Here is a 20,940-nt window from a genome sequence, read left to right as displayed (position 1 = left end):
GTAAAAAAATCTACTTCATAATATTCAGGTAACTGCATTGAGAGATATTATTTATATTTGGCTTGTATCTCCTTGATATTTATTGGAATTGAGCTTAATTTTCTTTGTTCTTGCATCACATGCTGCAATTTTTCCCAAGCTCTATGTTGCTGTACTCGCTATTTTCAGTAATAATTGCGCCTCACTCGAAAAAATAAGCGGTGGCCGGGATGGCGGAATTGGTAGACGCACGGGACTCAAAATCCCGCGATGGTAACATCATGGGGGTTCGATTCCCCCTCCCGGCACCAAGGTTTCCAAGAAATTTGAGATAAACTTTTTTTCCGCAAAGTATGATTTTTTCCGCAAAAGCTACTTTGTTGGTTTGACTTTTTCACCTTTTCTTCCTCTCACATAATGCTCAGTCATGGTCACATTGGTATGTCCAAGTTGCTTCTGAGCTTGCCTAATATCACCAGAGAATTCGGTTTTATCAGTTCCGGCCTTTGCTCTTAAATCCCTAAACTGGAATTTATCTTTATCTATACCAGCCTTTTCTCTTGCCTTATGGAACTGATCCTGCAATGCTCTGAGCGAGATAGGCTGCCCATCATTGTTAACGATGATATGCAAACTCCTGATCTTATAATTAGCCTTCCTGGCTGAGATTCTTGCAAGCAAAGAAGATAGTTCTCCCTCAATACTTATCCTAAGCTTTGCTCCAGTCTTATTTTGCGTGACACATAATGCCCCATCTTCTATGTCTCGTTCTGTCATCTTGAGCACATCTGAAGGGCGCTGACCTGTAAGATAGGCTATATCCATGGCGTCTTTCAGTGGCTGTTCTGCATGGCTATATACATCACTGTACATTTGATCTGTAATATAAACATGCCGCCTTCCTTTCTCCTTTGCGCCTCGTATTCCTGCGCATGGATTAGGATTGGATGTGTAACCCCACTCACGAGCTTTGTTAAATATGTGACTGAATAATGCCTTTTCCCTTTTTGCCCTAACAGCAGCACCCATTTGTGTTCTAGCGTCTATGTATTGCCTAATGTGGATTGGTTCAATATCGTCAAGCGGGGCTGGTGGATTATCAAAAAATTTATATAACTGTTGCAGCTCCCTCAGGTTATCCTTCTGGGTGGATTGTGCTTTTGTTGGTAATACTTCTTTTATATACCTCTCAGACACATATTTGAACGTGATTACTTGGCAATGGATAGGCTTGGCATCAATCTCTAACTCGGCCCATTTCTTGACAGCCATCGCGTAATCTTTGCCGAGCGGAATTTCTTTGCGTGGTTTTCCACCGGCATCGTAGAAATAATAAATAACCTTCCCGCGAACCCTGGCTCTCATGCGGCGGGGAAGGTTAAGGTTTTTAGTTGGCTTGCGGCCCATGATTATTCAGTCCATTAGGCTGCCACTTCTGTTTGATCTTTGGTGCTGCTGAATGACCAAGTGCAGCATCCTTAGACACAACAGGGCGGCCGGCACGGTTAATCCTAAATGCAATACCTTGCTTTCTTAAGTGCTCAATCTGCAAAGATTTATTTTTGGCTCCAGTGAGTTCCTCAAGATCAGATTTGCTCAGCCAGATGCTTTCTTGTTCTACCATCAGTCTATACTCCAAATTTCAGTGGAACTAACTTGCTTGGAAGATATAGCGGGTGCGCTGGCTGGCCTGCCTTTGTCACCCTTAAACAATGCAGGTTAGATAAAAGTCTTTTAACCTCATAGTCTCTTGCCTTGAATGCACCATGATTCCCCCATGCAGCAACGCGATAATGCTTGAGTCTTTAGCCATTCCCTTGAGGTAAATATCATTATTTCCTACTGGCTCAGGATGCTCTTTCATCACGTTTGGATCAGTGGCGCGATAGGCGAATATATTTGCCATGTACATGGCTTGATATCCCCATCGCTTTGCATAGTTGATGCATCGTATGACTGTTGGATCATTCTTAATCTCATCAGCCGTGGAAGGATTCAAACCAATGAACATGCAAACCCCTTGGCCTTCTTCCCATTCCCTGTAGAGCGTATATCTGTATTCCCTGCAAGGTGAAAAAATAGTTTCTTTGATCATGTTAATTTTTCTCAGCTCAATTGATGTGCCTGACCAGATTCAATCCAGTTCACGGATACGTTATCTAAAGCGCCATGGGCGCCTTTAGTTAAAATACAGCTCTCCATCAATCGGAAATACTTTGATTTCTATATCGTTCTGCAGGAACTCTGCAAGCAATGCAACATCTTCCCCAACAGGATTGAAAGATATCTGGAAGGCTAATTCAACTCTGTGCCCGTCAATTGGTTGAAGCGCGAACTTTTTAACCTTTGCGCCGGAAAACATCCTTTCTAATACTTGGAAGGCATAGTGTTCAAGCTCATAATCAAAAGTGATGGGGCCTAGCTTGGCATTTCTTACGGCCCCGGTTCCGGGATCATATAAAACCGTATCAATATACGGATCAAAGAATTGAAACACGGCTTTACTTGCCTCAGTTTTGAACTTGAGATCTACCGCCAGCTCTTTGGCATCTTCTGGGCCTTCTTTCCTTGTGTTGAGATGAGTAATACTGGCAAATCCGCTGTAGATGAATTTGGTTTCCATATCACGCAACTCCGTTTTCTAATTCAACCCCACCAGCTGCGCTTGACGCATGCTCTCTCAATTCATCATCGTTAAATTGCTGACCGCCAGCTTGAGGTTCCAGAATCTCTCCTGTTCCCGTATCAACAACAAAAGATTCTCCGTCAATCACAACATTTTTATCTTGCTCAATTGCTGTGTCGACGATGGCTGCCTGCTGCATCTCAATCGACATGGGTAGGTATTTCCAGCCTCTACGGATCACAGTCTTTTTGATCATTTCGGATTCGTCAGTATCCCACGGAGAAGACCGGCCAGATTTAACTGATGCACTTCTATTCTTGATCTTCATAACCTCATCAATCGTCATCCATTCAAAATGGCTGCCTCCGCTTTTAAAATGAGCAACCATGTACGCGATCATAGGCTTGCCGCGATCCCCGTTTAGTTTTGGTTTGTGCTTCACTTTCGTCTGAATGCCGAGCTCTAGATCGAATTCATCATTCTCATAAACTATCTCCGCATTAATGCTGCTGATTTCTCCGGATCTTCTGGCCATGGAAATCAGGCCGCGGTAGCCTGGGATCATCTTGATTTCGTTTTTGTATGGCACGAGATAAGCCTGTCCAAGTACCCCGCCAATCTCCAGTCCTAAATGCGATGCCTGCACAATTGCATTAACGAAACTTGCAGGGTTTTGTATTGCCAGCTTTGCAAGGTATTCATTATTGCGCAGCTCATTCAAGGCAACCCTGCACATCTTCTCGGGTGTTAAATTACTGGCTACTACTGATTTGATTTGCCCCATGCGATCAGCCAGGAACTTGGATAGATCGCCTATGGTTTTAGGTTTTGCAACCGCATTACCTTTAGCTGCTTCTTTTAATTCTGCCACGCTCATAATGCTCTCCTTATTTCAATAAAAATGGCCTGGCGCCCGGCTTGGTATTGGTGTACATCTCAATCACCTCGGGCGCAGGGTTAAAACTCATGGCCAGTGATTTCCAATCGGTTGATTTGCTATTCTTGTTCGTTATCCATGTGCATAGCTTCCTGCCTTCGTGCATAACTACTGATGCATCACCCATCAGCAGCTTGATTTTCCCGCTCAAATCCTCAGCCATTTGCTCGGCTGCTTTGATTGCGTTTTTATGCTCTCTCAACTGGGAGCACAGAGAAACAAGCTCCCCATCGGCATCAATCACGATCCCATGGTCTTTTTTGTAGAGATGCTTAATATCTTCAAATGATGTAACTGGTGGGGGATCGCGACTGATTACTCGATTCCAGAACAAAAGCTCTTTCTCTCTGATGATATCGATCAACTCTTGATCTCTATCTACGTAGTGGATACGCAGATCGTCTGCGCCGATCAATGCGGCAACAATTGCTCTTTGCCGCGGTCTGATCATAAGTCCATGCATTACTTGCGAGATGTAGTAGAGCGGGATTTCATCGGAGCCTTCGGCTCCCCAATCTTTGGCCGCAAAAGGGTGCACGGTCTTAATCTCGCCGTTAACTGGCTCACCATCTATAAGCAGCTCGAGATCGATTTCTGATTTTAGGAACTCGTGCTCAGGATCCCCGTACCGTTCGTTTCTTGCGACAATCTTAACTTCATGTCCACGAGATTGCAGCTCATCGGTTAGCATTTCCACAACAACCGGCTCCAAGCGTTTTCCTCGAGCAAAAATTCGTTCCTTGTGTTGATCCTGCTCCTCTTGTGATTCACCGATCTTTTCAAGATAGAGCGTGTAAGCTGATTTCCACGGGCTTATTCCAAGTATTGACGCGGCATCAGAGCCGCCAATAAATGATTGCCTGTTCATGATCTTGATTTCCTCATCAAGTGGAATTTCCAGAACTGATAGGTTTTTTCTTTCTTAATTTCTATTGCTAGCCTAATCGATCGCAATATTCCGTGTCTGCAATCATCGCGCCAGAATCTGTAACGCTCCCAAAAGCTCATATCTGCGGCCTCAAATAATCAAACTTATCCATAACGAAAGGCGGATCAATGCGGTCCAGGTGCTCCTGGTATTCCTCCCACCATTCCTCAACATCGTCTTTTACTAACTCCTCAAATTGAGAAAACGCTAGCGGGAAAAATTCACCAAACACCTCAGCAACTTTTTCCAGTGTGTCAGCGCCATGCTCTTTCTCTAGCAGAGGAGGAACATCTGGCATGCGGTCTTTGATAAGCTGGCCGATTAGCTGCAATTTTTTTTGCTCTTTTTCGTGATCATCCATTTCAATTCATCCCATAATTGTCTTGTCCCGGCTGTGGCTTACTTAAAGCACGCATATCAACAGGATCAGCTTTACCTTCAAGCCAGGCATAGTCACGACCATAAAGCTTCCCAATACATCTAACCTCGTAGAGGTTCCCATCGTGCCTGCCTCCTATGATCGGGTGAAATCTCACTTTCATTCCTGAGCTAATATTCATGAGCAGCATCCTTGTTTCTTGATTGAATCACAAACCAGTGGAAAATAAACCTCATCAATTGAAAGCAGGGTGAAGAACAGTGTCATTACGTACAGCGTTGCAATAAACAACTGAAATACAATCTGCTGTATTAATTCGCGCATGGCTCCACTCTGATCTTTGGCTCAATGCCAAACTGATCTCTGGCCCATGTTTGTGCAGCTGATGAATTTGGGAATATCATCTTGGTGCTGGTGTATAAGCCCCCAAGCCATGTGACTTTTATATGGAAGTTCGGTAATGGCTTTACTTTTATGGTTGATCTCATAGTTGCTCCTCGACTACTCGGTAGATTGGCCATTTAAAATTAGTTTTATCCTCAGTAACGAGCTTAAAATTTCCACAATGGTCGTAATAATGTTCGCCACGCACACCGCATCTAATTTCGCCTGTAAATTCAAAAGTAGTACGTCTTGGCAATTGCTCTGTTTCCATAATCCCTCCTAAAATCTGCCAGCTCCCAGAACCCATGCTGGCGATGGTTAAAAGGAAACGCTCTGAGTGCGGATAGTTAGTTTTTGTTGTTGTGTTGCGATTCAGTAACTATAGTTACATTATTAATTTATGTCAACTATAGTTACGGAATAATTTATAATGAGCCCTCAACTAACTAAAGTAATTGCTATGAACTTATTTAAGAAGTGGTGGAGTAGGGTGAGTTAAGCTCAATGCTTATGCATGAACTTATAAGGTGGTTGGTAAGTTCAAAAAGTCTTTGAAAACATGTATAAGCAACTTTTTAAACCTAGGAGCATCAATAATTTTTTAGATTCCATCACTTATTGAGGGCAACCTTGCCATGGAACATATAAATAATCGTTTTTCTATTTTCCTGTTAATTGTTCTGATAGCTTTTTTCTTAGGCGGCGCACCAATATCAATGGCAAAAGAAACAGCTGAAGAATATATTGATGATTCTGTCATTACTGCAATGGTCAAAAAAGCAATTTACGATGAGCCTACCTTGAAGACCTCTGAAATTAAAGTAAAAACTTCAAAAGGACTTGTGAAACTAAGTGGTTTCGTCAATTCTCAAGCTGAGATTGATAAAGCGGGAGAAATTGCGCTTTTTGTTAATGGAGTGCAGTCTGTCAAGAATGATTTGCGGATCAAGTGACAACAGATGAGGGCATTTGAGTAGGAATAAGGTGATATGGATTACCTTAAAAATGTGCTAAATCAAATCTAAATTCAGCCGATAAAAAACTTGTATTAATGTTGTTTTATTAATATTTGACTTAAGCTGCTGTGCCCTGGTGGTTTTTTTCATTTTCTCACCAGGTCATTCTCTACCAAATCATTATAGGAGTATTCTGCACATACCTGCTAAGTCATCGACTATGTATATATTTTCCTTCCCCTTGCGGTGCATAGTTAGTGGTTTCTTACCTCCCTTCTATAGCTATGTACCGCATCCCTCTAGCGATTCTATAGACCTGTCATCTGCTGTTGGCTACATCACTATTTGAAGTCGCGTTACTTATCATCTAAGTTTTTTGAACTTTTCTTATTTAGGGCGATTCTTTATAGAAACTCTACAGAACTGTAAGAGTTGGGGTACGCATCTGTCAATACTATCCCGAAGCTTTATATGGCAGATGTGTACCTATTTATTGTTTCCCCGACGCGGCGCATAGCTAGTGTTTTTTTACCTCCTTTCTATAGCTATGTGCCGCACTTGACTCTTGTAATACAAATAGTTCTTGCCAGTAAAAAGCCCGCACTGGGCGGGCTTTATCCGATTTGAAGCTTTTATACCTAAGGATTGTTTCTAAGTTAATAATTATTTACATAAACTTTCGCACGGCATGCCATCACCATTGCTATCAAGTTTTGTAACTCCGCATTGATTAAGATAGAACATCGCTTCCTTGCAAGAGGACATTTGTCCACAGGTTTTTTTCTGACCGCACTGATAATTCTCGCTTGATACTTTCTGAGTTTTACTGGCTGATGTTTTATTAATTACTGGAGTCGATCCGGTGCCGCGGCGGAATTCCCACGGTGGGATGGGATTGATACTAGCCCATAATCCACGCTTGGCAGTTTTTGCTTCAAACTCCAACTGAGGCAAGGTTTCATCTGTAAGATAATCAAGATAAGCCCAGGCCATACCACGACTTATCTGTTCTGCATTTACGTCAAGATTATCAGTATAGACACGCGCAACCACTCGTTTATAACGGTCTGTGTCAGTTTGTTTGATCCTGATATTTTTACCAAGCAACATGCTTGCCAATGATTGTTTAGATTCATTACCGAATGCCTGACTCTTCTCGGGTGCATCAATCTCCGCCAATCTAATATCAACTTTTTTGCCATTAATGATTGCGGCAATTGTGTCCCCATCTTTTACTTCTGTTACAACTCCAACCTGTTCATTGTAGCGAGAAATAGATGGCAGATAGTCGCGTACTGTCGATTGCTGCGTTGATACAGGCGTTACTGCGTTGCAGCCTGAAAGTATAGTGATCGCTATAAATGTCGTTACTATTATTGTTTTCATCATATTTTTAATATCTTCGTTCAGCTACACTTTAAAGCTCTATCACACCGCCCCGTATCAGTCCGGCAAACAGCCGCGCTTGGTAGCCTTACCGAAAAAAGATAAGCAAATTAAGCTTATTCATGATCAGGCTCACTAAAATCTAATGCTTCTACCGTAGTCCACGCTCTCGTCCTTCGATAAATAAGCCCAACAGTATTATCCATAATGCTAGGAAATTCACTTATCACAACTTTAATGCCTTTTCTTAGAATAATGCACTTCTTAGACTTTAAGTAGGATTGAAAATCACTTGCTCTTTTTGATTCCTTAAACCTAAGCATATCTATTAACCATTCTTTTTTTAAGCACGCAAAATGGCCGCCCTTAGTGACTATACCAAATGCCTCGACTTCAATCGAAGGTAGCAATAGAGTTGCGAAAAAAGATAAAATTTGTATCCTATCTTTTATCTTGCTTATCTTGGCCGAATACTTCTTGAGGTAATTTGTCAGATCCACTACTACCCCCCCTTTAGAAGAGTTATTTTGCAATTTACCAAAAAGGTGAGATTTTCTTCTTATATAACTATGCCGTCAATTGGTGACGTATCAAATGATAGGTAATAAGCCCATGAAGAGATTAATGTTTTTCAGATTGATCCAGTATCAGGCCTGCAAACAGCCGCGCTTGGTAGTCTTGCCGCAACAAGAATTGATTATTTACAACTTCTTCCCATTCCAAATATACCTAATCCTGCCAAGAATATTTAAACTCTTATCATCGTCATAAATATTTGATGTTTTTATATTTTTATTATCGCTAGATATTTCCAGCTTTCCATCAAGCATGATGGTTATTCGTTTAATAAAATGCACATTCTTTATGTTAAAAATATAAATACCGCTATGCACAACCTCCCTTACTCCCATGTCAGCAATTAAGATATCCCCATCTTCATATGTTGGAGACATGGAGTCTCCTATACCAGTAATAGCCCACAAATTCTTAATATTGGTAATCCCTTTTAAATTCTCGGCAACCCATTGTTCACTAAACCCAATATTTCCAACGACAGTATCTTGATAGAGCTGCAAATTTCCCTCTCCAATCATTTTTTTTGTAGAAAAAACAGCAATATTAACAGCACCAGCCTCATGAGCCGGTATTTTCACCTTAGTTACGTCTGTCGTCAATTTGAGACTTTTAATTTCTGGATAAGCATCAGAAAGGAACTCTTCAATTCCAATATTGAACAGCTTGCAGAAGCCAACCAAGTTGGCAAGCTTAAGATTTTCAGTTTGACCATTCTCCCATTTGGAAATGGCGACGCGGGTTACACCAAGAGATTTTGCGACATCTTCTTGAGACATTCCGCGCTCATCACGCAACCTTTTTATTTTATGTTCCAGTTTTTCCATTAGTTTAGGTTAAAAACCATTTCCTCATTGTTGATAATATTTAGTAACTAAGGTTACATAAAAATGTGTAAACTATGATTTGCATTTCTACCGTAACTATGGTTACAATAGGCTCATGGAAAATCATGAACACTCAAAAATAATAGATAAGCTAGGTGGAACCAGTGCAACAGCTAAGTTGCTTAAGATTTCGTCTCAAGCTGTTTCTAAGTTTCGTAAGACCGGCATACCTGAGGCTAGGCTTATGTATTTACAAGCCATTAGACCTGATCTGTTCGGCATCGAGCGACGTGTGAGCCAGCGTCGAAAATTGGAAAGACGGAATGAATATAGGCGGAAAGCCTACCGTCGCACCGGAGAAGATAGACGCAAAGCTCAGCATGACTATTCCAAATAAATAATTATCCATTATGTAACCTAGGTTACATAGCAGGAAAAGAAATCCGAATGTTACGCAAATTGAAATTTGCATTTATATCAATCATAACCACTATGAAAACTATAGTTAATTGTACTGATGTGCAATACAGCAAGTGCATACATGCTGACGCTCATTTAGATGACTTGTTATCAGGAGCCGGCGGATTATCAATGCAAGACGCATCCACCTTCTTATTACCAGCCCTGATCTGTTCAGCCTGGATGACAGCCTCAATGATGGCAGCCAACGCTGAAGCAGACTGCATGTCAAGCGGTTCTGGTGGTGGAGTTTTGATCGGTGGCAAGAATTTCATGACAGCTCCTGATTAAATGATGAATGCATTATCAGGAAATTAACAGCAGCTAAATAGATTAGAAAAACAGTTAAATAGATTATGAGCAGACCGGCAAAACAAGAATATAGACAAGTGTTTTTAGCGTTGCAGTCCGATGCTAAAAAGTACCCGGGGGGCATCGCTGGATTGGCGAGAGTGTTAAACAAGTCACCAGAAGGGCTGGCCAATTGCCTGGACCCTAATCATGACGCGCAGCCTCCGTCATTATCTGTCGTGCTGCAGCTCATTGAGCTCACCCAGGAAAAGCGCGCTGTGTTTGAGATATGCCAGCTGGTGAATCAGACGCCCATGGATATCGATTTGGGTAGCTCAGACCTGAAAGAAGAAAGCCAGGTAAAACATTTTCTGTCTTTGGTGGCTGCTGCATCGGCCTGTTTGAACACAGGTTCTGAGCACTTGAAAGACGGTAAGTTTGATGCATCAGAGCGCAAAGAACTGGCGCCGCTATTGCTTGAGTTGAATCAAGTAACAGCTAGTCTTTATAAAAGATTCTCCGAGTAGTTGACATGACGAACCCCCGTAACTCCTCCCTTACTGCCGACTTTCCCTTCGGCATGGTGTTACGGGAACCTCAAATAGGTGATTATGAATATTAGCTCTTTTTTAATGGCTTCTTCTTTTGCTTTCTATCGCAATAGAATTGGCGAACTCAATAAGAGATCTGGAATCGTTATTCAGCTCTCGCGACTTGCACCATGCAGGAAACGTTTTAGGGTTGATGAAGACGCGAAGAACGGTATACCCGGCTTTCTTGAGTCTGCGTTCCTCTCGCTCTGCTTTGACAAGCCATTCATCAAAGCTTCTTGGAAAATGGTTGCTATCAATCATGATCTTGAGGATGGCATCGTAATCTCCTGAATGATACCAGGCCATACCAATGACTAAAGGAATTGAATTATCCATGAACCCTCCTTTTTGCAGATAGTTTAGTGGTATTTATTATTTTAACGGCATATGAGAGTCATTTATTAATCAAAAAATGAGCATTCATAATGAAATACGAATTACATCCTCTCTGCACTTTATTCCTCCGCTTGACTGGCGCTGGGTTTAAAGGGCTGCGTGATGGTATCAAGACTAATGAGCGCGTCAACCGAGAGCTCTTCATGAAGAGCTCTCGTAACGCCATATCTTCTTACAGAGCTTTGCTTTGTCATGGGGTTACGGGGAATTTCTAGGGGATTAAATTATGAAAAAGATAGCTATCGAAGTAAATATCAAGGCAAGCTCAGAAGAATTTGATGAGTTTGTAGAGGGATTACGCGATGACCTATCCAAAGTCTCTAGAGAAGTCAGAAAAGTAGCTCTCGATATCATCGAGCTATTACCTAATCATGTCAGCATAGCAAGCGCAACTACATCAAAGTCAACAGTTGCCATTTCTATCGCCCCATCGAAAAGCTTTATTGCGCTAAGAGAAGCAATCAAAACAGGCAATTTCGATGGTTTGAACTTCAATAAATCATTGAGGAAGGCTTCCGCTTCCGCTGTCCTTGCTGAAGAGAGGAGTGCTCATTCCTGGCTGAGTATTGGTAATGAGAAAGTCGCGAATATTGCAAGCTTGGTCATAGGGGAGGTTAAAGACCATCCAGCCGTAACCCGAATCTCTAAGCCCGAATCCGACGTGATCGTCGTAAGTTGCGATGAATAGAGCGGGATCATCTTGTATGGAAGATATTTCTTCATCTGGTGGGTGTGCATACGGTATTTCAGGAACCATTTCTCTCCTGACAAGACCTAGCTCGGATATTAGAGCCAAAAGCTCATCAGCTGACAGCGTTCCATTGATTGACAGACTTACTGATTTCTTGTCGTCACTAAGTTTCAAGGCTTCTCCTTTGTTGTTAATAGTTTGGTGGAACTTTCTATTCTATCAGCATAGGAGAGGCCGCCTAAATAGGCGATTGGCAATGAATCAGTTAATGATTTTTAGTTTCATTAATAATAGAGGTGGCCAATGAGTGCGCCTCTAAAGGGTTATCCGAATCATGCTCATGAGCAATTATCACAACTCCGTATCCCTGATCAATCGCTTCAAGGTACTGGGCTATTGATTCTGGGTCCAAATTCGAAACAGCGGAAGGATCGGGTACGAAGATATCCAGGACTTTTGTTAGGCGGTATCCATAATTCATTAACGCAGAATGAGCCTGTATCCTGGCTCGTTCTTGAGAAGTCTCAGCAACAAAAATGATTGCATCAACCTTGACAATATTAGAACTGATTGCGGCTCTTGCACGTATTCCTTCGGCATACACAAGGTATATCTCTTTCATGGTTTTCTCTTTGCTATTAAAAACTTGCCGAACCTCTTATTTTATCAGCATCGGAGGAACCGCCCATTGTACGAAGGTACAGTGTAAGTTATTCAAGAGCATCAATCGTGAATACTGATTCTTTTTCACACTCCAGGCAAATGAAGAAGATGTCTACTATATCCATATCCCAAAATAATTTATGTGGTTTACCACCTGTTCTCTTCAGCTTCATCGAACCGCAATGTTTACATCGATGACCATGAGGATTTGCGTTATGAAATCTTTCTCTCTCCTCAGTCAAAGTGCGAATTTCGAGCATAAGATTCTGATTAACAGATTCAAGGTTACATATCATATTCGCCAAAGCAGAAGCCTTTATTCTGCATGCGCAAAGTTCGTTGCAGAGAGCTACAAGTTCATCCTTCAAAAGCAGAAGCTGCTCTTTAGAAATCGTGCTTGTTCCATGCTCGCTAATCAGTTTTTCTATAGTCTCGATGGGCATGATAAAACAAAGGTAAGAAAATTAGATTGTGAAATACACATGAATGACTCTACCAAAGAAGTAGAGCGGCTTGAGCAGCCTAGTTCTGATCGTTCTGGAATTACTAAAAATGCCATTTTCACCTCGGTTGAAGTAAGACAACAATTTATTGCAGATTGCCAGAATCAGTTTACCGAACTATTCGTTAAATTTTTGTGTGGCAGACAATTGGTAGATGCAGATGGCATCTGCTGTGCTCTTCGTGGAAAAGCTAGCTAAGTGTAGGTGTTAGTAATGAGTAAATTAATGCTTTTTTGTCTCGTAAAAAATAGGAGATATCAATGTACGACTCTCAAAAGGATGATCCGGATGCCGCTCTTCACGTGGATGAGCCATTATCTCAAGACTGTACCCTAACTCAATCGCAGCATGATACTGGGCTATTAATTGTGTGTCCGACCTTAAAACAGCAGCAAGAGTGGGTACAGAAAGTGAAAAAACCCTTATTAGATGGTAACTATGTTCCATCAACGCAGCACTTGCGAGCGCTCGAGCTTCATCTTGTGATTTAGCAGAAACAAAAATGATTACATCTACCTTGCCAATATCATCTTTGTTAATTGCCGTTTTTGTGGCTACCGCTTCAGCATGCACGAGGTATATCTCTTCCATGGCTTTTCATATTGTAATGGACATTATGGGGTGGTCTTTTTGCAAGGTTTTTCTAAAGCGTTCAGAAAACATATTTGGAATCCCTATATGGCTTTGTGCAGTGCTCGGAAATTTTCTGAGAAAGCGTACTAAATTTGATGCCAACTTAAATATGAATTAAGAGATGAAATACAAGCCAGTTCATCAATTACATGGGGAGATATTTAAGAATTTGACAACCGCTGCTATTCGGGCTTATCCTTTCCATGCCACGGAAAAAAACGTGGTCAGGATTGGTCTCCTGGATGTCAGCGGTGATGGGCCGCAATCGTTAAGCTATGCGGCTTTTTTATTGCCTTGTGCTGCCTTCTTCTATGGGCGGACTGGGTGGGGAGCCGCAAGGCTCGCCGGCGCTGACCCGGTAGACCAACCTATTCAGTTCCGCCCGCCCCGATTGGTCTCGGGATTGGTGGTTCGTTCAACGAACTGGAGTCAGCACATCATGACAACTACCGATTTAGTACCGGTATTCACCGGCATCATTCAGCATCAATCCGTCCAACTTTGCAATGCACGTGATCTTCATAAATTTTTAGAGTCACGCCAAGATTTCTCAAATTGGATTAAAAACCGCATTGAGCAATACGGCTTTATAGCCGATGAAGACTATTCGATAAATTTATCGAATAGGTCTGACGGCAAAGCAGGCAAGCGCCGCACTGAATACCACCTAACCCTCGACATGGCCAAAGAACTGGCGATGGTCGAGAACAATGAAAAAGGCCGTCAGATTCGACGGTATTTCATCTCTTTGGAACGATCAAACAAACCAGCATTACCAGACCAAACAGCATCACAAGATCATCTGATGCGCTGCGTTGAGTTATCTAGCCATCTGGCATCAGTAGCACAGAAAGCGCTCATCAATACCCTCCTGAAGTCTGGCGATAAAACCAGAGAGCTTGCGCGTGAGCGGTTCATGGTTTGTTTCGACCATGAAATGCGTCCATATGCCAAAGCCATTGATCCCGATGCCATGATCGTCACGCTTGAGCAATTGGCATCCTTCATTACTCAACCAAACGGAATCATGGCTTCAGATACCGAGCTGATAAATCTGGCTAAAGCATGTATGGATCGCTTGTCTGAAAGGGTCGAATACCAAGTCAAGAAAGCATCAAGAGAGAGCGGCCAAAATGAAATGGTCGCACAGAGTAACGCGGGGTAGGGGGCAGAAATGGCCAGATCCAGAAACATAAAACCGGGATTTTATACAAACGAGGATCTTGTTGAGTGCTCTTTTGCGGCAAGACTTTTATTCCCTGGCTTGTGGATGCTGGCGGATCGAGAGGGCAGGCTGGAAGATAGACCAAAGAGAATCAAAATGTCTATCTTCCCTGCTGACAACGTGAATATAGACGAGCTTTTGTATGAGCTTGAAATTCGCGGCTTCATAAAGCGATACACTGCCGATGGAAAAAAAGTAATCAGCATTCCTGCCTTCCACGAACATCAAAGCCCGCATGGTAAAGAGCAGGACAGCGTGCTTCCTGATGAGAACGGTATCTATAAGGTCAAGAAGCGCAACAAGAATGACCTTGTCACGGGCGAGCACGTGCTAGTTAAGTCATTGGTGGGTATCGAATCTAGTGCAAGCACAGTGCAAGCACCAGACCAGCACCATGCAAGCCCGCCTGATTCTCTGATTCCTGATTCTCTGATACCTAATTCTATTAAACCCCCTATACCCCCCTTAGAAATCGAGGACGAAAAACCAAAAAGCAATCCGCCATCTGACGATGGCTTGACGCGTGAGGCTGAATCTCATTTCGATACTTTTTGGAAAGTCTATCCGAAGAAAGTCGGCAAGGACCAAGCTGCCAAGGTTTTCAAGAAAATCAAGAAACCAGCGGAAACAATCACGCTGATCCTTGAAGCGCTTGCATGGCAGGTCAATAGCGAGCAATGGACAAGGGATAACGGACAGTACATTCCAAACCCTTCTACCTACCTGAACGCAGGGAGATGGAAGGACGAGAAGCCTCCTGACAACGTGATTTTTTGTCGTAGGAAAGACGATTTAAAAAGCAAAGCACAGGCGCCTCAGCGAGAAAACTTCAGTGAAAAAGACTACGGAATGGGAGTAATGGACTTATGAAACAGATTGCAAATGTTTTGCCGGCAGAGCGTTTAACCAGGCCAGCTAATTGTGAAACGCATGGATCGTACATCAGTACAAACATATTTGGAACAGTTTGGACTCATTGCCCAACTTGCGAATCAGAGCGTCTCGCAAAAGAAAAGCTCGAAAGAGAGGAATTTAAGAGAAAGCAACTTTTTGAAGAGTTTCATAGAAAAGTTGGTGATTCAGGCATTCCTGAGCGGTTCAGGAGCCGCAGGTTTAGCAATTTCGTGGCTTCAACTGATCAGCAAAAATATGTGCTGGAGTTTTGTAAAGAATATGCAGAAAGCTTTGATCAAGTTTTAGAAACAGGCAGAAGCGCAATATTTGTTGGCGCTCCTGGAACAGGCAAGACACATCTGGCGTGCGCAATAGGGATGCATGTAATGGGGGCATATCATCGTACAGCTCTTTTTTCAACGGTAATGAGAGCTGTTCGCAGGGTAAAGAGCTCATGGAGTCGCAACAGTTTAGAAACTGAAACTCAAGCAATAGAAGCAATGGTTTTCCCTGATCTTCTTATCCTTGATGAGGTTGGTGTTCAGTTTGGAAGCGATTCTGAGAAAATGATCCTGTTCGATGTAATCAATGAACGATATGAAAATCGTCGTCCTACCTTGCTTATGTCAAATCTCAGCCAAGATGAAGTTGTCGCGTATGTTGGCGAGCGAATCATTGACAGGATGAGAGAGGACGGCGGCAAAGTTATTGCGTTTACCTGGGATAGCCACAGGAGAGTGAAATGAATTACAAGGTTTTGAATGAAACATCAGTAACAATCATTATGGGTGCCATTGAGCGTGTAGGCGGCCTAGAGACGCTAGATCAGGAGACCATTGAATATTTGTTAATTAAGTTTGATGAATACCTAAATTGGATACTTAGCAATGATCTGCATGCTCTTGAGTTAACTTATAAACCACTAACTTGCGCATTTTTTGCATTTTTTTACGGGTTTTCTTGCGGCGGACATTATCTCAATCAGATTAGTGAGAACGAGGATATTGCTGATAAAGCGATAAAAAATATTTTAACTAAAAAAGAGCCTCCATCTGAAGAGCGATTGCTTTCTGACTTGCGAAGGGATTTCCCTAAGATGTATGTCAGACCGCTTAGTGAATTTGGTCTTAAAGGTTTTGAATACGGCGCATGGGTTGGAGGAGAAAGCGACTGCGTTATGCCTGATGGATTGCCTGTTTTTGACCCGATATTAACATTCGCTGGTAACGGAACGCATGACGGAACGGTTCATATCGGATTCATAAAATGGCTTGAAGAGCGAGGGTGGTATTACGAAATGGAGGATGCAGGGACTTACTTGATTATTCCCATAGCTTTTGCATCTGCTGGAGGTAACACATGAACCACTTCGCATACGGCATCGTAGACAAAAACAATCAGCCTTACCTTGGTAATGGGTCTGTTCTAAGCGAGCGTGAAGACCTAGACAGATCGGTTGAGTTTATGAACAGCTCGCCAAATCTTTTTGATGTTGCTGATAGGGTGCCGCTCAGAGTTGTGCCTTTGTACTTTCCTCCTGATGGCAATTCTATGGGCACAAGCAATGGAAACAATCAAGCTAAAAACTTCCAATATCTCCCTCCAGTAAGAAGTTAGGGTGAGGATTCTTTAAGTGAATAGAAGCAATCATCTGAGGCTGGTTAAGAGCACGGATCAGGCAGAGGAAGGTAATGAGCCGGTGGAAAAAGCAGTCAAGGTTAGTGAAATCGAAATAAGAGGCGACGCTTTCACAGCATCAGGCATCGCAAGGTATAAAAAACAACAAAAAGATAAGGGATTGTATGCAGATTAGCCTATTCAATCACGGTGGCAAGGGCGCATCTTTACGCAGAATGCAGGCTCTTGGACGAAAAAAGCAGGGTGAGCTGAACGGTACCGAACTGGCCTACCAAAAAATTTTAGAAGCCCGCATGCAGGCAGGCGAGCTCGCATGGTACAAGTTTGAGGGAATCAAATTGAGGCTTGCTGACAAGACCTTCTACTCTCCAGATTTCGCTGTAATGCTTGCTAATGGTGAGATGGAGATCCACGAGGTAAAGGGTTTCATGACAGATGATGCAAACGTCAAAATAAAGATTGCTGCTGACATGTACCCATTCAGATTCTTTATCGTTAGAGCCATGCCAAAGAAGAGTGGTGGGGGCTTTTCAGTTCAAGAGGTATAGGCAGCATGATTGAAGTAAAAGCTGATTTCTCTCAATTGCTCGAAAAGATGACGACGCTTCAAATGAAGCAGATTCCATTCGCCATGTCGCTGGCAATCAATCGCACAGCAAAGAAAATCAAGGAAGCTCAGGAGCGAGAGATCAAGGATGTGTTTGATAGACCGACGCCATATATTCAAAACTCGGTATTCCTGAAGCCATCAACTAAAAATGATCTCACCGCGATAGTGGGCATCAAGGATCAGTCAGTCAAGGCTGTGCCGCCAAGCAAAATATTATCTGCCGAGATTGTGGGCGGTGAACGCAGGCTTAAAAGATTTGAGAGAGCATTGAGAGCTGTTGGTGCACTTCCTCCAGGATATTTCACGCGTCCAGGTGAGGGCGCCGCTTTGGACGCATACGGCAATATATCAAAAGGACAGATCAATCAGATGCTCGCATATTTCCAGGCATTTCCAGAAGCAGGCTACAAAGCAAATTCAACTGCTGAATCCAGGGCAAAGCTTAAGCGTGGCACTAAAGCAAAGATGGGCATTTCGTATTTTGTTGGTGCTCCTGGGGGTGGCAAATTACCACTAGGCATATGGCAGCGCATTCATTCTGGATTTGGTACAGCAGTACGGCCGATACTGATATTTATTCCAACAGCACTGTACGAGGCGACATTGGATTTTAGATTTGTAGCAGAGAGCGTGATCGAGAAGGAGTTTTACGGTGAATTCAACAAAGCGCTGGTTGAAGCGATGAGGACAGCAAAATGATCGCGGGTCCTTCCTGGAGTGGAGCGTGTGGGGGTAATTCGAGCCTCGTTCAAATTCTAGCAATCCAAAATTAAAAACGTTAGTCAGTGAGCGAATCGACAAAAAAAGGTGAAAGGGCGGGAGTTAGGGCCACAGCCAGGATTTTGGGTTGCAAGATGGGCACGATTCAGTATCACGAAAAGCAAGGCCTTTATAAACGCGGTCCTGACGGTAAATTCGATGTCGAGGAAGTGAGGGAGAAAATAAAAAAATATTCCCACCCTGGATACAACCCGGATTCGTTCAGAGAGCTTAGATCTGAAAACGAGAGTGGGCTCGTAACAGATGGAGGGGTAGTCGATTTTCATACATCCAGGGCAATGAGAGAGATGTATGAAGCAAAGATGGCGGCTCTCAAATACGGAGAGCTTGAAGGATCTTTGCTTGACAGAAAAATAGTAGAAAAAATTTTCTCCGATGTTCTTCGCGGGCTCAGAGACGGGTTCCCCGCTTTGGCTAGAAACATTGGTTTAGAGGTTGCTGTAATTGATGATCCAAAGAAATGCGAGCAAACGATCTTGAACAAGATAAATGCTCTATTGATTAGAGTTGCAGATGAGTTTAGAAAACAAATATAAAACTATCTTATCGGTAATAATCGAAGCGCTTACGCCAGATCTCTCTCTGCCTGTCGACGAGTGGTCGGACAGATATATGGTAATTCCAAAATCTACTGGCTCTAATGAGTATGGGTCATACCAAACCAGCAGAACGCCACATGCGCGAGAGATAATGCGCTGTCTCTCCGATAGCCATCCATGCAAAAGAGTAGTTGCAAAGGTGGCAAGTCAGATGTTTAAAACACAGATCTGTTTAAACTGGTTTGCTTCCACGGTTCATCAATCCCCGTCCAATTTTTTGTGGTTAATGCCTACCGGTAAATTACATAAACGTATTGCTGGACGTATTGATAAGACAATTGCTGCGGTAGATGTGTTACGTGAAAGGGTGGCGAAACCTAAATCACGCGATGCATTGAATAATCAGGATGCAAAAGAATACCCGGGTGGCACATTATTTATTGCAACCGCAGGTAGTGCCGCGAACTTATCTGAGGTACCTGCCAGGCGGGTAGCAATAGACGAAGTGGACCGCGGAGAAGATGACGTAGATGGCGAAGGTGATCCGGTAAAACTTGCAGAGGCACGCCAAACCACATTTGAGCATAACAAGAAATCCTACTACTACTCCAGCCCAACGATTGAAGGCGAATCGCGCATTGATGAACTATTCAAACAAGGAACGCAGCGGCATGCATTAGCGGAATGCATTCATTGCGGAAATGCGCAGCAGCTGCATTTTGAATCACTGGTGATGGTAGATGGCGAGGCTATGTATCCATGCTGCGAATGCGGTGGGCTGCATGCTGAGTCAGACAAAACAGCTATGTTCGAGAAAGGCCTTTGGTCTGATCCAGTATGCGATAGCGAGACCGAGTCATTCACTGCAAGCGCAATGTTTCTTCCGTATGGCTGGAAGTCGTGGACATCCCTAATGAAAGATTATGAGGATGCTAAAAAACTTCTGGAACTGGGAGATGAATCAGAAATGATCGTTTTTTATAACACCCGGCTTGCCAGATGTTGGGAGCGAGTTAAAGAAGCTACTCAGGCCAGCGCATTAAGAGAAAGGGCAGAAGATTATAAGTTGGGCACAGTACCTATGAAAGCATGCGAATTGACCGCATCCATTGATACACAAGGTGACCGGCTTGAAATAAAGGTTGTTGGCTGGGGCGCCATGATGGAATGCTGGATAGTTGATTATCGTATTGTATTGAGCGATCCATCTGACGAGAAAACTTGGAAACAGGCCTACGATATTTGCACCTCAGAATATATGCATGAGAGCGGCGCAGTCATGCGAGTACAGCAGATATTTGTTGATTCAGGCGGCTTGCATACTCAGGAAGTTTATAACTTCACAATGAAAAACAAATCCGATGGTTTCTTTCCGATCAAAGGTTCTGAGAAACCGGGGCGACCTATTATTCCTAACAAACCCACAAAAGTTGATTACAACCACAATGGCAATCTGGTTAAGAAGGGGGTGACTCTTTGGTATATCGGAACGGACACAGCCAAAGATAACTTATTCACAAGATGGAAGCGAACTGAAGGCCCGGGTGCAATCCATTTTTCGAAGGACCTTCCTGAGGATTATTACGATCAACTTGTATCGGAGTATCGAGCTAATAAGTGGGTAAATGGGAGAAAGAAATCTTTTTGGGATAAGAAGAAGCAAGATCGTAATGAAGCGCTTGATTTGATGGTTTATAACCTGGCCGCTGCTTACAAGATCGGCTTGCATAGATTAACCCCGGCACAATGGGAGAAACGCCTTCAGAAACTTATCGAATCTGTTGGTCAAGTCGTAAAGCCAGCCGTTATTAAGCAACAAGAAAAGGATCCTGAGAACAAGGCTTTTGCGCGTGGAAGGTCATTGATGAGCAGCATGAGGAGTAGATTCCGTGGACGTAATAGATAGGATGACTGAATTGATTATTGAAAATGGCATAGAGAAAGAAAAGGCTGATGAGATCGCATCGACCATCCGGTTTGAGTATGGGGGAGAGCTGGTCTATTTTCCCAAAAGGTCAGAAACGGTTAGGGAGACAATTTTTAAAGAATT

Annotated in this window: 32 protein-coding genes, 1 tRNA gene and 1 pseudogene; 17 read left to right on the top strand and 17 right to left on the bottom strand. The window is 42.9% G+C overall.

From position 1 onward, the window contains the following. The first annotated feature begins 203 nt into the window (after positions 1 to 203). Positions 204 to 290: transfer RNA gene (locus BM283_RS12235), tRNA-Leu, on the top strand. Between the two features lie 61 nt (positions 291 to 351). On the opposite strand, the gene BM283_RS12230 is transcribed toward BM283_RS12235, so the two are convergent. The 10 genes and pseudogenes from BM283_RS12230 to BM283_RS18910 all read right to left on the bottom strand — a co-directional run bounded on the left by BM283_RS12230 (position 352) and on the right by BM283_RS18910 (position 5,504). Further along, the gene (locus BM283_RS12230) at positions 352 to 1,251 is read right to left on the bottom strand and encodes a tyrosine-type recombinase/integrase (protein WP_254776349.1); all 900 of its coding nucleotides are present in this window, start codon (positions 1,249 to 1,251) and stop codon (positions 352 to 354) included. A gap of 115 nt (positions 1,252 to 1,366) precedes the next feature. Continuing rightward, positions 1,367 to 1,603, bottom strand: coding sequence for a DUF4224 domain-containing protein (locus BM283_RS12225; protein WP_090693515.1), 237 nt, complete (start codon positions 1,601 to 1,603; stop codon positions 1,367 to 1,369). A 4-nt stretch (positions 1,604 to 1,607) separates the two neighbouring features. Continuing rightward, positions 1,608 to 1,712, bottom strand: a pseudogene (locus tag BM283_RS20600) (hypothetical protein); the annotation flags it as partial. Further along, on the bottom strand, positions 1,685 to 2,074 hold the full coding sequence (locus BM283_RS12220) for a DUF1643 domain-containing protein (RefSeq protein WP_217646515.1): 390 nt from the start codon (positions 2,072 to 2,074) through the stop codon (positions 1,685 to 1,687). The gene BM283_RS12220 and the pseudogene BM283_RS20600, both read right to left, overlap by 28 nt. 84 nt (positions 2,075 to 2,158) lie before the next feature. After that, positions 2,159 to 2,602, bottom strand: coding sequence for a hypothetical protein (locus BM283_RS12215; protein WP_090693512.1), 444 nt, complete (start codon positions 2,600 to 2,602; stop codon positions 2,159 to 2,161). Between the two features lies 1 nt (position 2,603). Further along, positions 2,604 to 3,482, bottom strand: a complete 879-nt coding sequence (locus BM283_RS12210) for a recombinase RecT (protein WP_090693511.1) — start codon at positions 3,480 to 3,482, stop codon at positions 2,604 to 2,606. Positions 3,483 to 3,492: 10 nt separating this feature from the next. After that, positions 3,493 to 4,410 carry a YqaJ viral recombinase family nuclease gene (locus BM283_RS12205; RefSeq protein WP_090693509.1) on the bottom strand — a complete coding sequence of 306 codons (918 nt, stop codon included), beginning with the start codon at positions 4,408 to 4,410 and terminating at the stop codon, positions 3,493 to 3,495. Between the two features lie 136 nt (positions 4,411 to 4,546). Then, positions 4,547 to 4,831: a hypothetical protein gene (locus tag BM283_RS12200; RefSeq protein ID WP_090693507.1), complete on the bottom strand. Its 285-nt coding sequence runs from the start codon at positions 4,829 to 4,831 to the stop codon at positions 4,547 to 4,549. 1 nt (position 4,832) lies between these two features. Further along, entirely contained in the window at positions 4,833 to 5,030 is a 198-nt protein-coding gene (locus BM283_RS12195; protein WP_090693506.1) for a hypothetical protein, read from the bottom strand. A gap of 303 nt (positions 5,031 to 5,333) precedes the next feature. After that, entirely contained in the window at positions 5,334 to 5,504 is a 171-nt protein-coding gene (locus BM283_RS18910; RefSeq protein ID WP_175492126.1) for a hypothetical protein, read from the bottom strand. A gap of 364 nt (positions 5,505 to 5,868) precedes the next feature. On the opposite strand from BM283_RS18910, the gene BM283_RS12190 reads away from it, so the two are divergent. After that, complete coding sequence (locus tag BM283_RS12190) at positions 5,869 to 6,186, top strand: BON domain-containing protein (protein ID WP_090693503.1); 318 nt, start codon at positions 5,869 to 5,871, stop codon at positions 6,184 to 6,186. A gap of 666 nt (positions 6,187 to 6,852) precedes the next feature. On the opposite strand, the gene BM283_RS12185 is transcribed toward BM283_RS12190, so the two are convergent. From BM283_RS12185 to BM283_RS12175, 3 genes are all read right to left on the bottom strand, one after another. After that, complete coding sequence (locus BM283_RS12185) at positions 6,853 to 7,578, bottom strand: thermonuclease family protein (protein WP_090693501.1); 726 nt, start codon at positions 7,576 to 7,578, stop codon at positions 6,853 to 6,855. 113 nt (positions 7,579 to 7,691) lie between these two features. Then, complete coding sequence (locus tag BM283_RS12180; protein WP_090693499.1) at positions 7,692 to 8,075, bottom strand: hypothetical protein; 384 nt, start codon at positions 8,073 to 8,075, stop codon at positions 7,692 to 7,694. 201 nt (positions 8,076 to 8,276) lie between these two features. Then, entirely contained in the window at positions 8,277 to 8,975 is a 699-nt protein-coding gene (locus BM283_RS12175; RefSeq protein ID WP_090693495.1) for an XRE family transcriptional regulator, read from the bottom strand. A 115-nt stretch (positions 8,976 to 9,090) separates the two neighbouring features. Between BM283_RS12175 and BM283_RS19495 the strand changes: the two genes are divergently transcribed. The 3 genes from BM283_RS19495 (at position 9,091) to BM283_RS12160 (ending at position 10,252) form a co-directional block, all read left to right on the top strand. Further along, positions 9,091 to 9,372 carry a helix-turn-helix domain-containing protein gene (locus BM283_RS19495; RefSeq protein ID WP_090693492.1) on the top strand — a complete coding sequence of 94 codons (282 nt, stop codon included), beginning with the start codon at positions 9,091 to 9,093 and terminating at the stop codon, positions 9,370 to 9,372. Between the two features lie 95 nt (positions 9,373 to 9,467). Beyond that, complete coding sequence (locus BM283_RS12165; protein ID WP_139225272.1) at positions 9,468 to 9,725, top strand: hypothetical protein; 258 nt, start codon at positions 9,468 to 9,470, stop codon at positions 9,723 to 9,725. A 65-nt stretch (positions 9,726 to 9,790) separates the two neighbouring features. After that, a complete protein-coding gene (locus BM283_RS12160; RefSeq protein ID WP_090693488.1) occupies positions 9,791 to 10,252 on the top strand; it encodes a phage regulatory CII family protein in 462 nt (153 codons plus the stop codon). Between the two features lie 102 nt (positions 10,253 to 10,354). On the opposite strand, the gene BM283_RS12155 is transcribed toward BM283_RS12160, so the two are convergent. Further along, positions 10,355 to 10,654 carry a hypothetical protein gene (locus tag BM283_RS12155; RefSeq protein WP_090693485.1) on the bottom strand — a complete coding sequence of 100 codons (300 nt, stop codon included), beginning with the start codon at positions 10,652 to 10,654 and terminating at the stop codon, positions 10,355 to 10,357. 286 nt (positions 10,655 to 10,940) lie between these two features. Between BM283_RS12155 and BM283_RS12150 the strand changes: the two genes are divergently transcribed. Next, the gene (locus BM283_RS12150; RefSeq protein ID WP_090693483.1) at positions 10,941 to 11,402 is read left to right on the top strand and encodes a hypothetical protein; all 462 of its coding nucleotides are present in this window, start codon (positions 10,941 to 10,943) and stop codon (positions 11,400 to 11,402) included. A 268-nt stretch (positions 11,403 to 11,670) separates the two neighbouring features. Here the strand turns inward: BM283_RS12150 and BM283_RS12145 are convergent, their stop codons facing one another. Next, the gene (locus BM283_RS12145; protein WP_090693480.1) at positions 11,671 to 12,027 is read right to left on the bottom strand and encodes a hypothetical protein; all 357 of its coding nucleotides are present in this window, start codon (positions 12,025 to 12,027) and stop codon (positions 11,671 to 11,673) included. A gap of 88 nt (positions 12,028 to 12,115) precedes the next feature. Then, complete coding sequence (locus BM283_RS18165) at positions 12,116 to 12,511, bottom strand: hypothetical protein (RefSeq protein ID WP_139225271.1); 396 nt, start codon at positions 12,509 to 12,511, stop codon at positions 12,116 to 12,118. A gap of 39 nt (positions 12,512 to 12,550) precedes the next feature. On the opposite strand from BM283_RS18165, the gene BM283_RS18160 reads away from it, so the two are divergent. Further along, a complete protein-coding gene (locus tag BM283_RS18160; RefSeq protein ID WP_139225270.1) occupies positions 12,551 to 12,769 on the top strand; it encodes a hypothetical protein in 219 nt (72 codons plus the stop codon). A 24-nt stretch (positions 12,770 to 12,793) separates the two neighbouring features. Here the strand turns inward: BM283_RS18160 and BM283_RS12135 are convergent, their stop codons facing one another. Further along, positions 12,794 to 13,162, bottom strand: coding sequence for a hypothetical protein (locus tag BM283_RS12135; protein WP_090693475.1), 369 nt, complete (start codon positions 13,160 to 13,162; stop codon positions 12,794 to 12,796). 163 nt (positions 13,163 to 13,325) lie between these two features. Here BM283_RS12135 and BM283_RS12130 point away from each other — a divergent pair, with 163 nt between their 5' ends. The 10 genes from BM283_RS12130 (at position 13,326) to BM283_RS12085 (ending at position 20,796) form a co-directional block, all read left to right on the top strand. Beyond that, on the top strand, positions 13,326 to 14,369 hold the full coding sequence (locus tag BM283_RS12130; RefSeq protein ID WP_217646514.1) for an antA/AntB antirepressor family protein: 1,044 nt from the start codon (positions 13,326 to 13,328) through the stop codon (positions 14,367 to 14,369). A 9-nt stretch (positions 14,370 to 14,378) separates the two neighbouring features. Next, complete coding sequence (locus BM283_RS12125) at positions 14,379 to 15,299, top strand: hypothetical protein (RefSeq protein ID WP_090693473.1); 921 nt, start codon at positions 14,379 to 14,381, stop codon at positions 15,297 to 15,299. Continuing rightward, positions 15,296 to 16,069 carry an ATP-binding protein gene (locus BM283_RS12120; protein WP_090693471.1) on the top strand — a complete coding sequence of 258 codons (774 nt, stop codon included), beginning with the start codon at positions 15,296 to 15,298 and terminating at the stop codon, positions 16,067 to 16,069. The genes BM283_RS12125 and BM283_RS12120 overlap by 4 nt, the downstream gene beginning before the upstream one ends. After that, entirely contained in the window at positions 16,066 to 16,686 is a 621-nt protein-coding gene (locus tag BM283_RS12115; RefSeq protein WP_090693469.1) for a hypothetical protein, read from the top strand. The genes BM283_RS12120 and BM283_RS12115 overlap by 4 nt, the downstream gene beginning before the upstream one ends. Then, positions 16,683 to 16,940, top strand: a complete 258-nt coding sequence (locus BM283_RS12110; RefSeq protein ID WP_090693467.1) for a hypothetical protein — start codon at positions 16,683 to 16,685, stop codon at positions 16,938 to 16,940. Before BM283_RS12115 ends, BM283_RS12110 begins: the two co-directional genes overlap by 4 nt. 16 nt (positions 16,941 to 16,956) lie before the next feature. Next, positions 16,957 to 17,136: a hypothetical protein gene (locus BM283_RS12105; RefSeq protein WP_090693464.1), complete on the top strand. Its 180-nt coding sequence runs from the start codon at positions 16,957 to 16,959 to the stop codon at positions 17,134 to 17,136. Further along, positions 17,126 to 17,509 (top strand): DUF1064 domain-containing protein, encoded by a 384-nt coding sequence (locus BM283_RS12100; protein WP_090693462.1) that lies wholly within the window; start codon positions 17,126 to 17,128, stop codon positions 17,507 to 17,509. Before BM283_RS12105 ends, BM283_RS12100 begins: the two co-directional genes overlap by 11 nt. A 5-nt stretch (positions 17,510 to 17,514) precedes the next feature. Further along, on the top strand, positions 17,515 to 18,270 hold the full coding sequence (locus BM283_RS12095; RefSeq protein ID WP_090693459.1) for a hypothetical protein: 756 nt from the start codon (positions 17,515 to 17,517) through the stop codon (positions 18,268 to 18,270). Positions 18,271 to 18,356: 86 nt separating this feature from the next. Continuing rightward, complete coding sequence (locus tag BM283_RS12090; protein WP_090693456.1) at positions 18,357 to 18,887, top strand: hypothetical protein; 531 nt, start codon at positions 18,357 to 18,359, stop codon at positions 18,885 to 18,887. Then, positions 18,865 to 20,796 (top strand): phage terminase large subunit family protein, encoded by a 1,932-nt coding sequence (locus BM283_RS12085; RefSeq protein WP_090693454.1) that lies wholly within the window; start codon positions 18,865 to 18,867, stop codon positions 20,794 to 20,796. Before BM283_RS12090 ends, BM283_RS12085 begins: the two co-directional genes overlap by 23 nt. Positions 20,797 to 20,940: the final 144 nt, after the last annotated feature.

Source organism: Nitrosomonas sp. Nm34 (genome assembly GCF_900113925.1).
In the GTDB taxonomy this organism is placed as follows: domain Bacteria; phylum Pseudomonadota; class Gammaproteobacteria; order Burkholderiales; family Nitrosomonadaceae; genus Nitrosomonas.
The sequence above is the reverse complement of the archived record's forward strand: the minus strand, read 5'-3'. Positions and strand labels throughout refer to the sequence as shown.

Excerpts from the sequence above, each read along its gene's own strand:
- BM283_RS12230 (WP_254776349.1), bottom strand. The coding sequence starts at position 1,251 with ATGGCTGTCAAGAAATGGGCCGAGTTAGAGATTGATGCCAAGCCTATC.
- BM283_RS12225 (WP_090693515.1), bottom strand. The coding sequence starts at position 1,603 with ATGGTAGAACAAGAAAGCATCTGGCTGAGCAAATCTGATCTTGAGGAA.
- BM283_RS12220 (WP_217646515.1), bottom strand. The coding sequence starts at position 2,074 with ATGATCAAAGAAACTATTTTTTCACCTTGCAGGGAATACAGATATACG.
- BM283_RS12215 (WP_090693512.1), bottom strand. The coding sequence starts at position 2,602 with ATGGAAACCAAATTCATCTACAGCGGATTTGCCAGTATTACTCATCTC.
- BM283_RS12210 (WP_090693511.1), bottom strand. The coding sequence starts at position 3,482 with ATGAGCGTGGCAGAATTAAAAGAAGCAGCTAAAGGTAATGCGGTTGCA.
- BM283_RS12205 (WP_090693509.1), bottom strand. The coding sequence starts at position 4,410 with ATGAACAGGCAATCATTTATTGGCGGCTCTGATGCCGCGTCAATACTT.
- BM283_RS12200 (WP_090693507.1), bottom strand. The coding sequence starts at position 4,831 with ATGGATGATCACGAAAAAGAGCAAAAAAAATTGCAGCTAATCGGCCAG.
- BM283_RS12195 (WP_090693506.1), bottom strand. The coding sequence starts at position 5,030 with ATGAATATTAGCTCAGGAATGAAAGTGAGATTTCACCCGATCATAGGA.
- BM283_RS18910 (WP_175492126.1), bottom strand. The coding sequence starts at position 5,504 with ATGGAAACAGAGCAATTGCCAAGACGTACTACTTTTGAATTTACAGGC.
- BM283_RS12190 (WP_090693503.1), top strand. The coding sequence starts at position 5,869 with ATGGAACATATAAATAATCGTTTTTCTATTTTCCTGTTAATTGTTCTG.
- BM283_RS12185 (WP_090693501.1), bottom strand. The coding sequence starts at position 7,578 with ATGATGAAAACAATAATAGTAACGACATTTATAGCGATCACTATACTT.
- BM283_RS12175 (WP_090693495.1), bottom strand. The coding sequence starts at position 8,975 with ATGGAAAAACTGGAACATAAAATAAAAAGGTTGCGTGATGAGCGCGGA.
- BM283_RS19495 (WP_090693492.1), top strand. The coding sequence starts at position 9,091 with ATGGAAAATCATGAACACTCAAAAATAATAGATAAGCTAGGTGGAACC.
- BM283_RS12165 (WP_139225272.1), top strand. The coding sequence starts at position 9,468 with ATGAAAACTATAGTTAATTGTACTGATGTGCAATACAGCAAGTGCATA.
- BM283_RS12160 (WP_090693488.1), top strand. The coding sequence starts at position 9,791 with ATGAGCAGACCGGCAAAACAAGAATATAGACAAGTGTTTTTAGCGTTG.
- BM283_RS12155 (WP_090693485.1), bottom strand. The coding sequence starts at position 10,654 with ATGGATAATTCAATTCCTTTAGTCATTGGTATGGCCTGGTATCATTCA.
- BM283_RS12150 (WP_090693483.1), top strand. The coding sequence starts at position 10,941 with ATGAAAAAGATAGCTATCGAAGTAAATATCAAGGCAAGCTCAGAAGAA.
- BM283_RS12145 (WP_090693480.1), bottom strand. The coding sequence starts at position 12,027 with ATGAAAGAGATATACCTTGTGTATGCCGAAGGAATACGTGCAAGAGCC.
- BM283_RS18165 (WP_139225271.1), bottom strand. The coding sequence starts at position 12,511 with ATGCCCATCGAGACTATAGAAAAACTGATTAGCGAGCATGGAACAAGC.
- BM283_RS18160 (WP_139225270.1), top strand. The coding sequence starts at position 12,551 with ATGAATGACTCTACCAAAGAAGTAGAGCGGCTTGAGCAGCCTAGTTCT.
- BM283_RS12135 (WP_090693475.1), bottom strand. The coding sequence starts at position 13,162 with ATGGAAGAGATATACCTCGTGCATGCTGAAGCGGTAGCCACAAAAACG.
- BM283_RS12130 (WP_217646514.1), top strand. The coding sequence starts at position 13,326 with ATGAAATACAAGCCAGTTCATCAATTACATGGGGAGATATTTAAGAAT.
- BM283_RS12125 (WP_090693473.1), top strand. The coding sequence starts at position 14,379 with ATGGCCAGATCCAGAAACATAAAACCGGGATTTTATACAAACGAGGAT.
- BM283_RS12120 (WP_090693471.1), top strand. The coding sequence starts at position 15,296 with ATGAAACAGATTGCAAATGTTTTGCCGGCAGAGCGTTTAACCAGGCCA.
- BM283_RS12115 (WP_090693469.1), top strand. The coding sequence starts at position 16,066 with ATGAATTACAAGGTTTTGAATGAAACATCAGTAACAATCATTATGGGT.
- BM283_RS12110 (WP_090693467.1), top strand. The coding sequence starts at position 16,683 with ATGAACCACTTCGCATACGGCATCGTAGACAAAAACAATCAGCCTTAC.
- BM283_RS12100 (WP_090693462.1), top strand. The coding sequence starts at position 17,126 with ATGCAGATTAGCCTATTCAATCACGGTGGCAAGGGCGCATCTTTACGC.
- BM283_RS12095 (WP_090693459.1), top strand. The coding sequence starts at position 17,515 with ATGATTGAAGTAAAAGCTGATTTCTCTCAATTGCTCGAAAAGATGACG.
- BM283_RS12085 (WP_090693454.1), top strand. The coding sequence starts at position 18,865 with ATGAGTTTAGAAAACAAATATAAAACTATCTTATCGGTAATAATCGAA.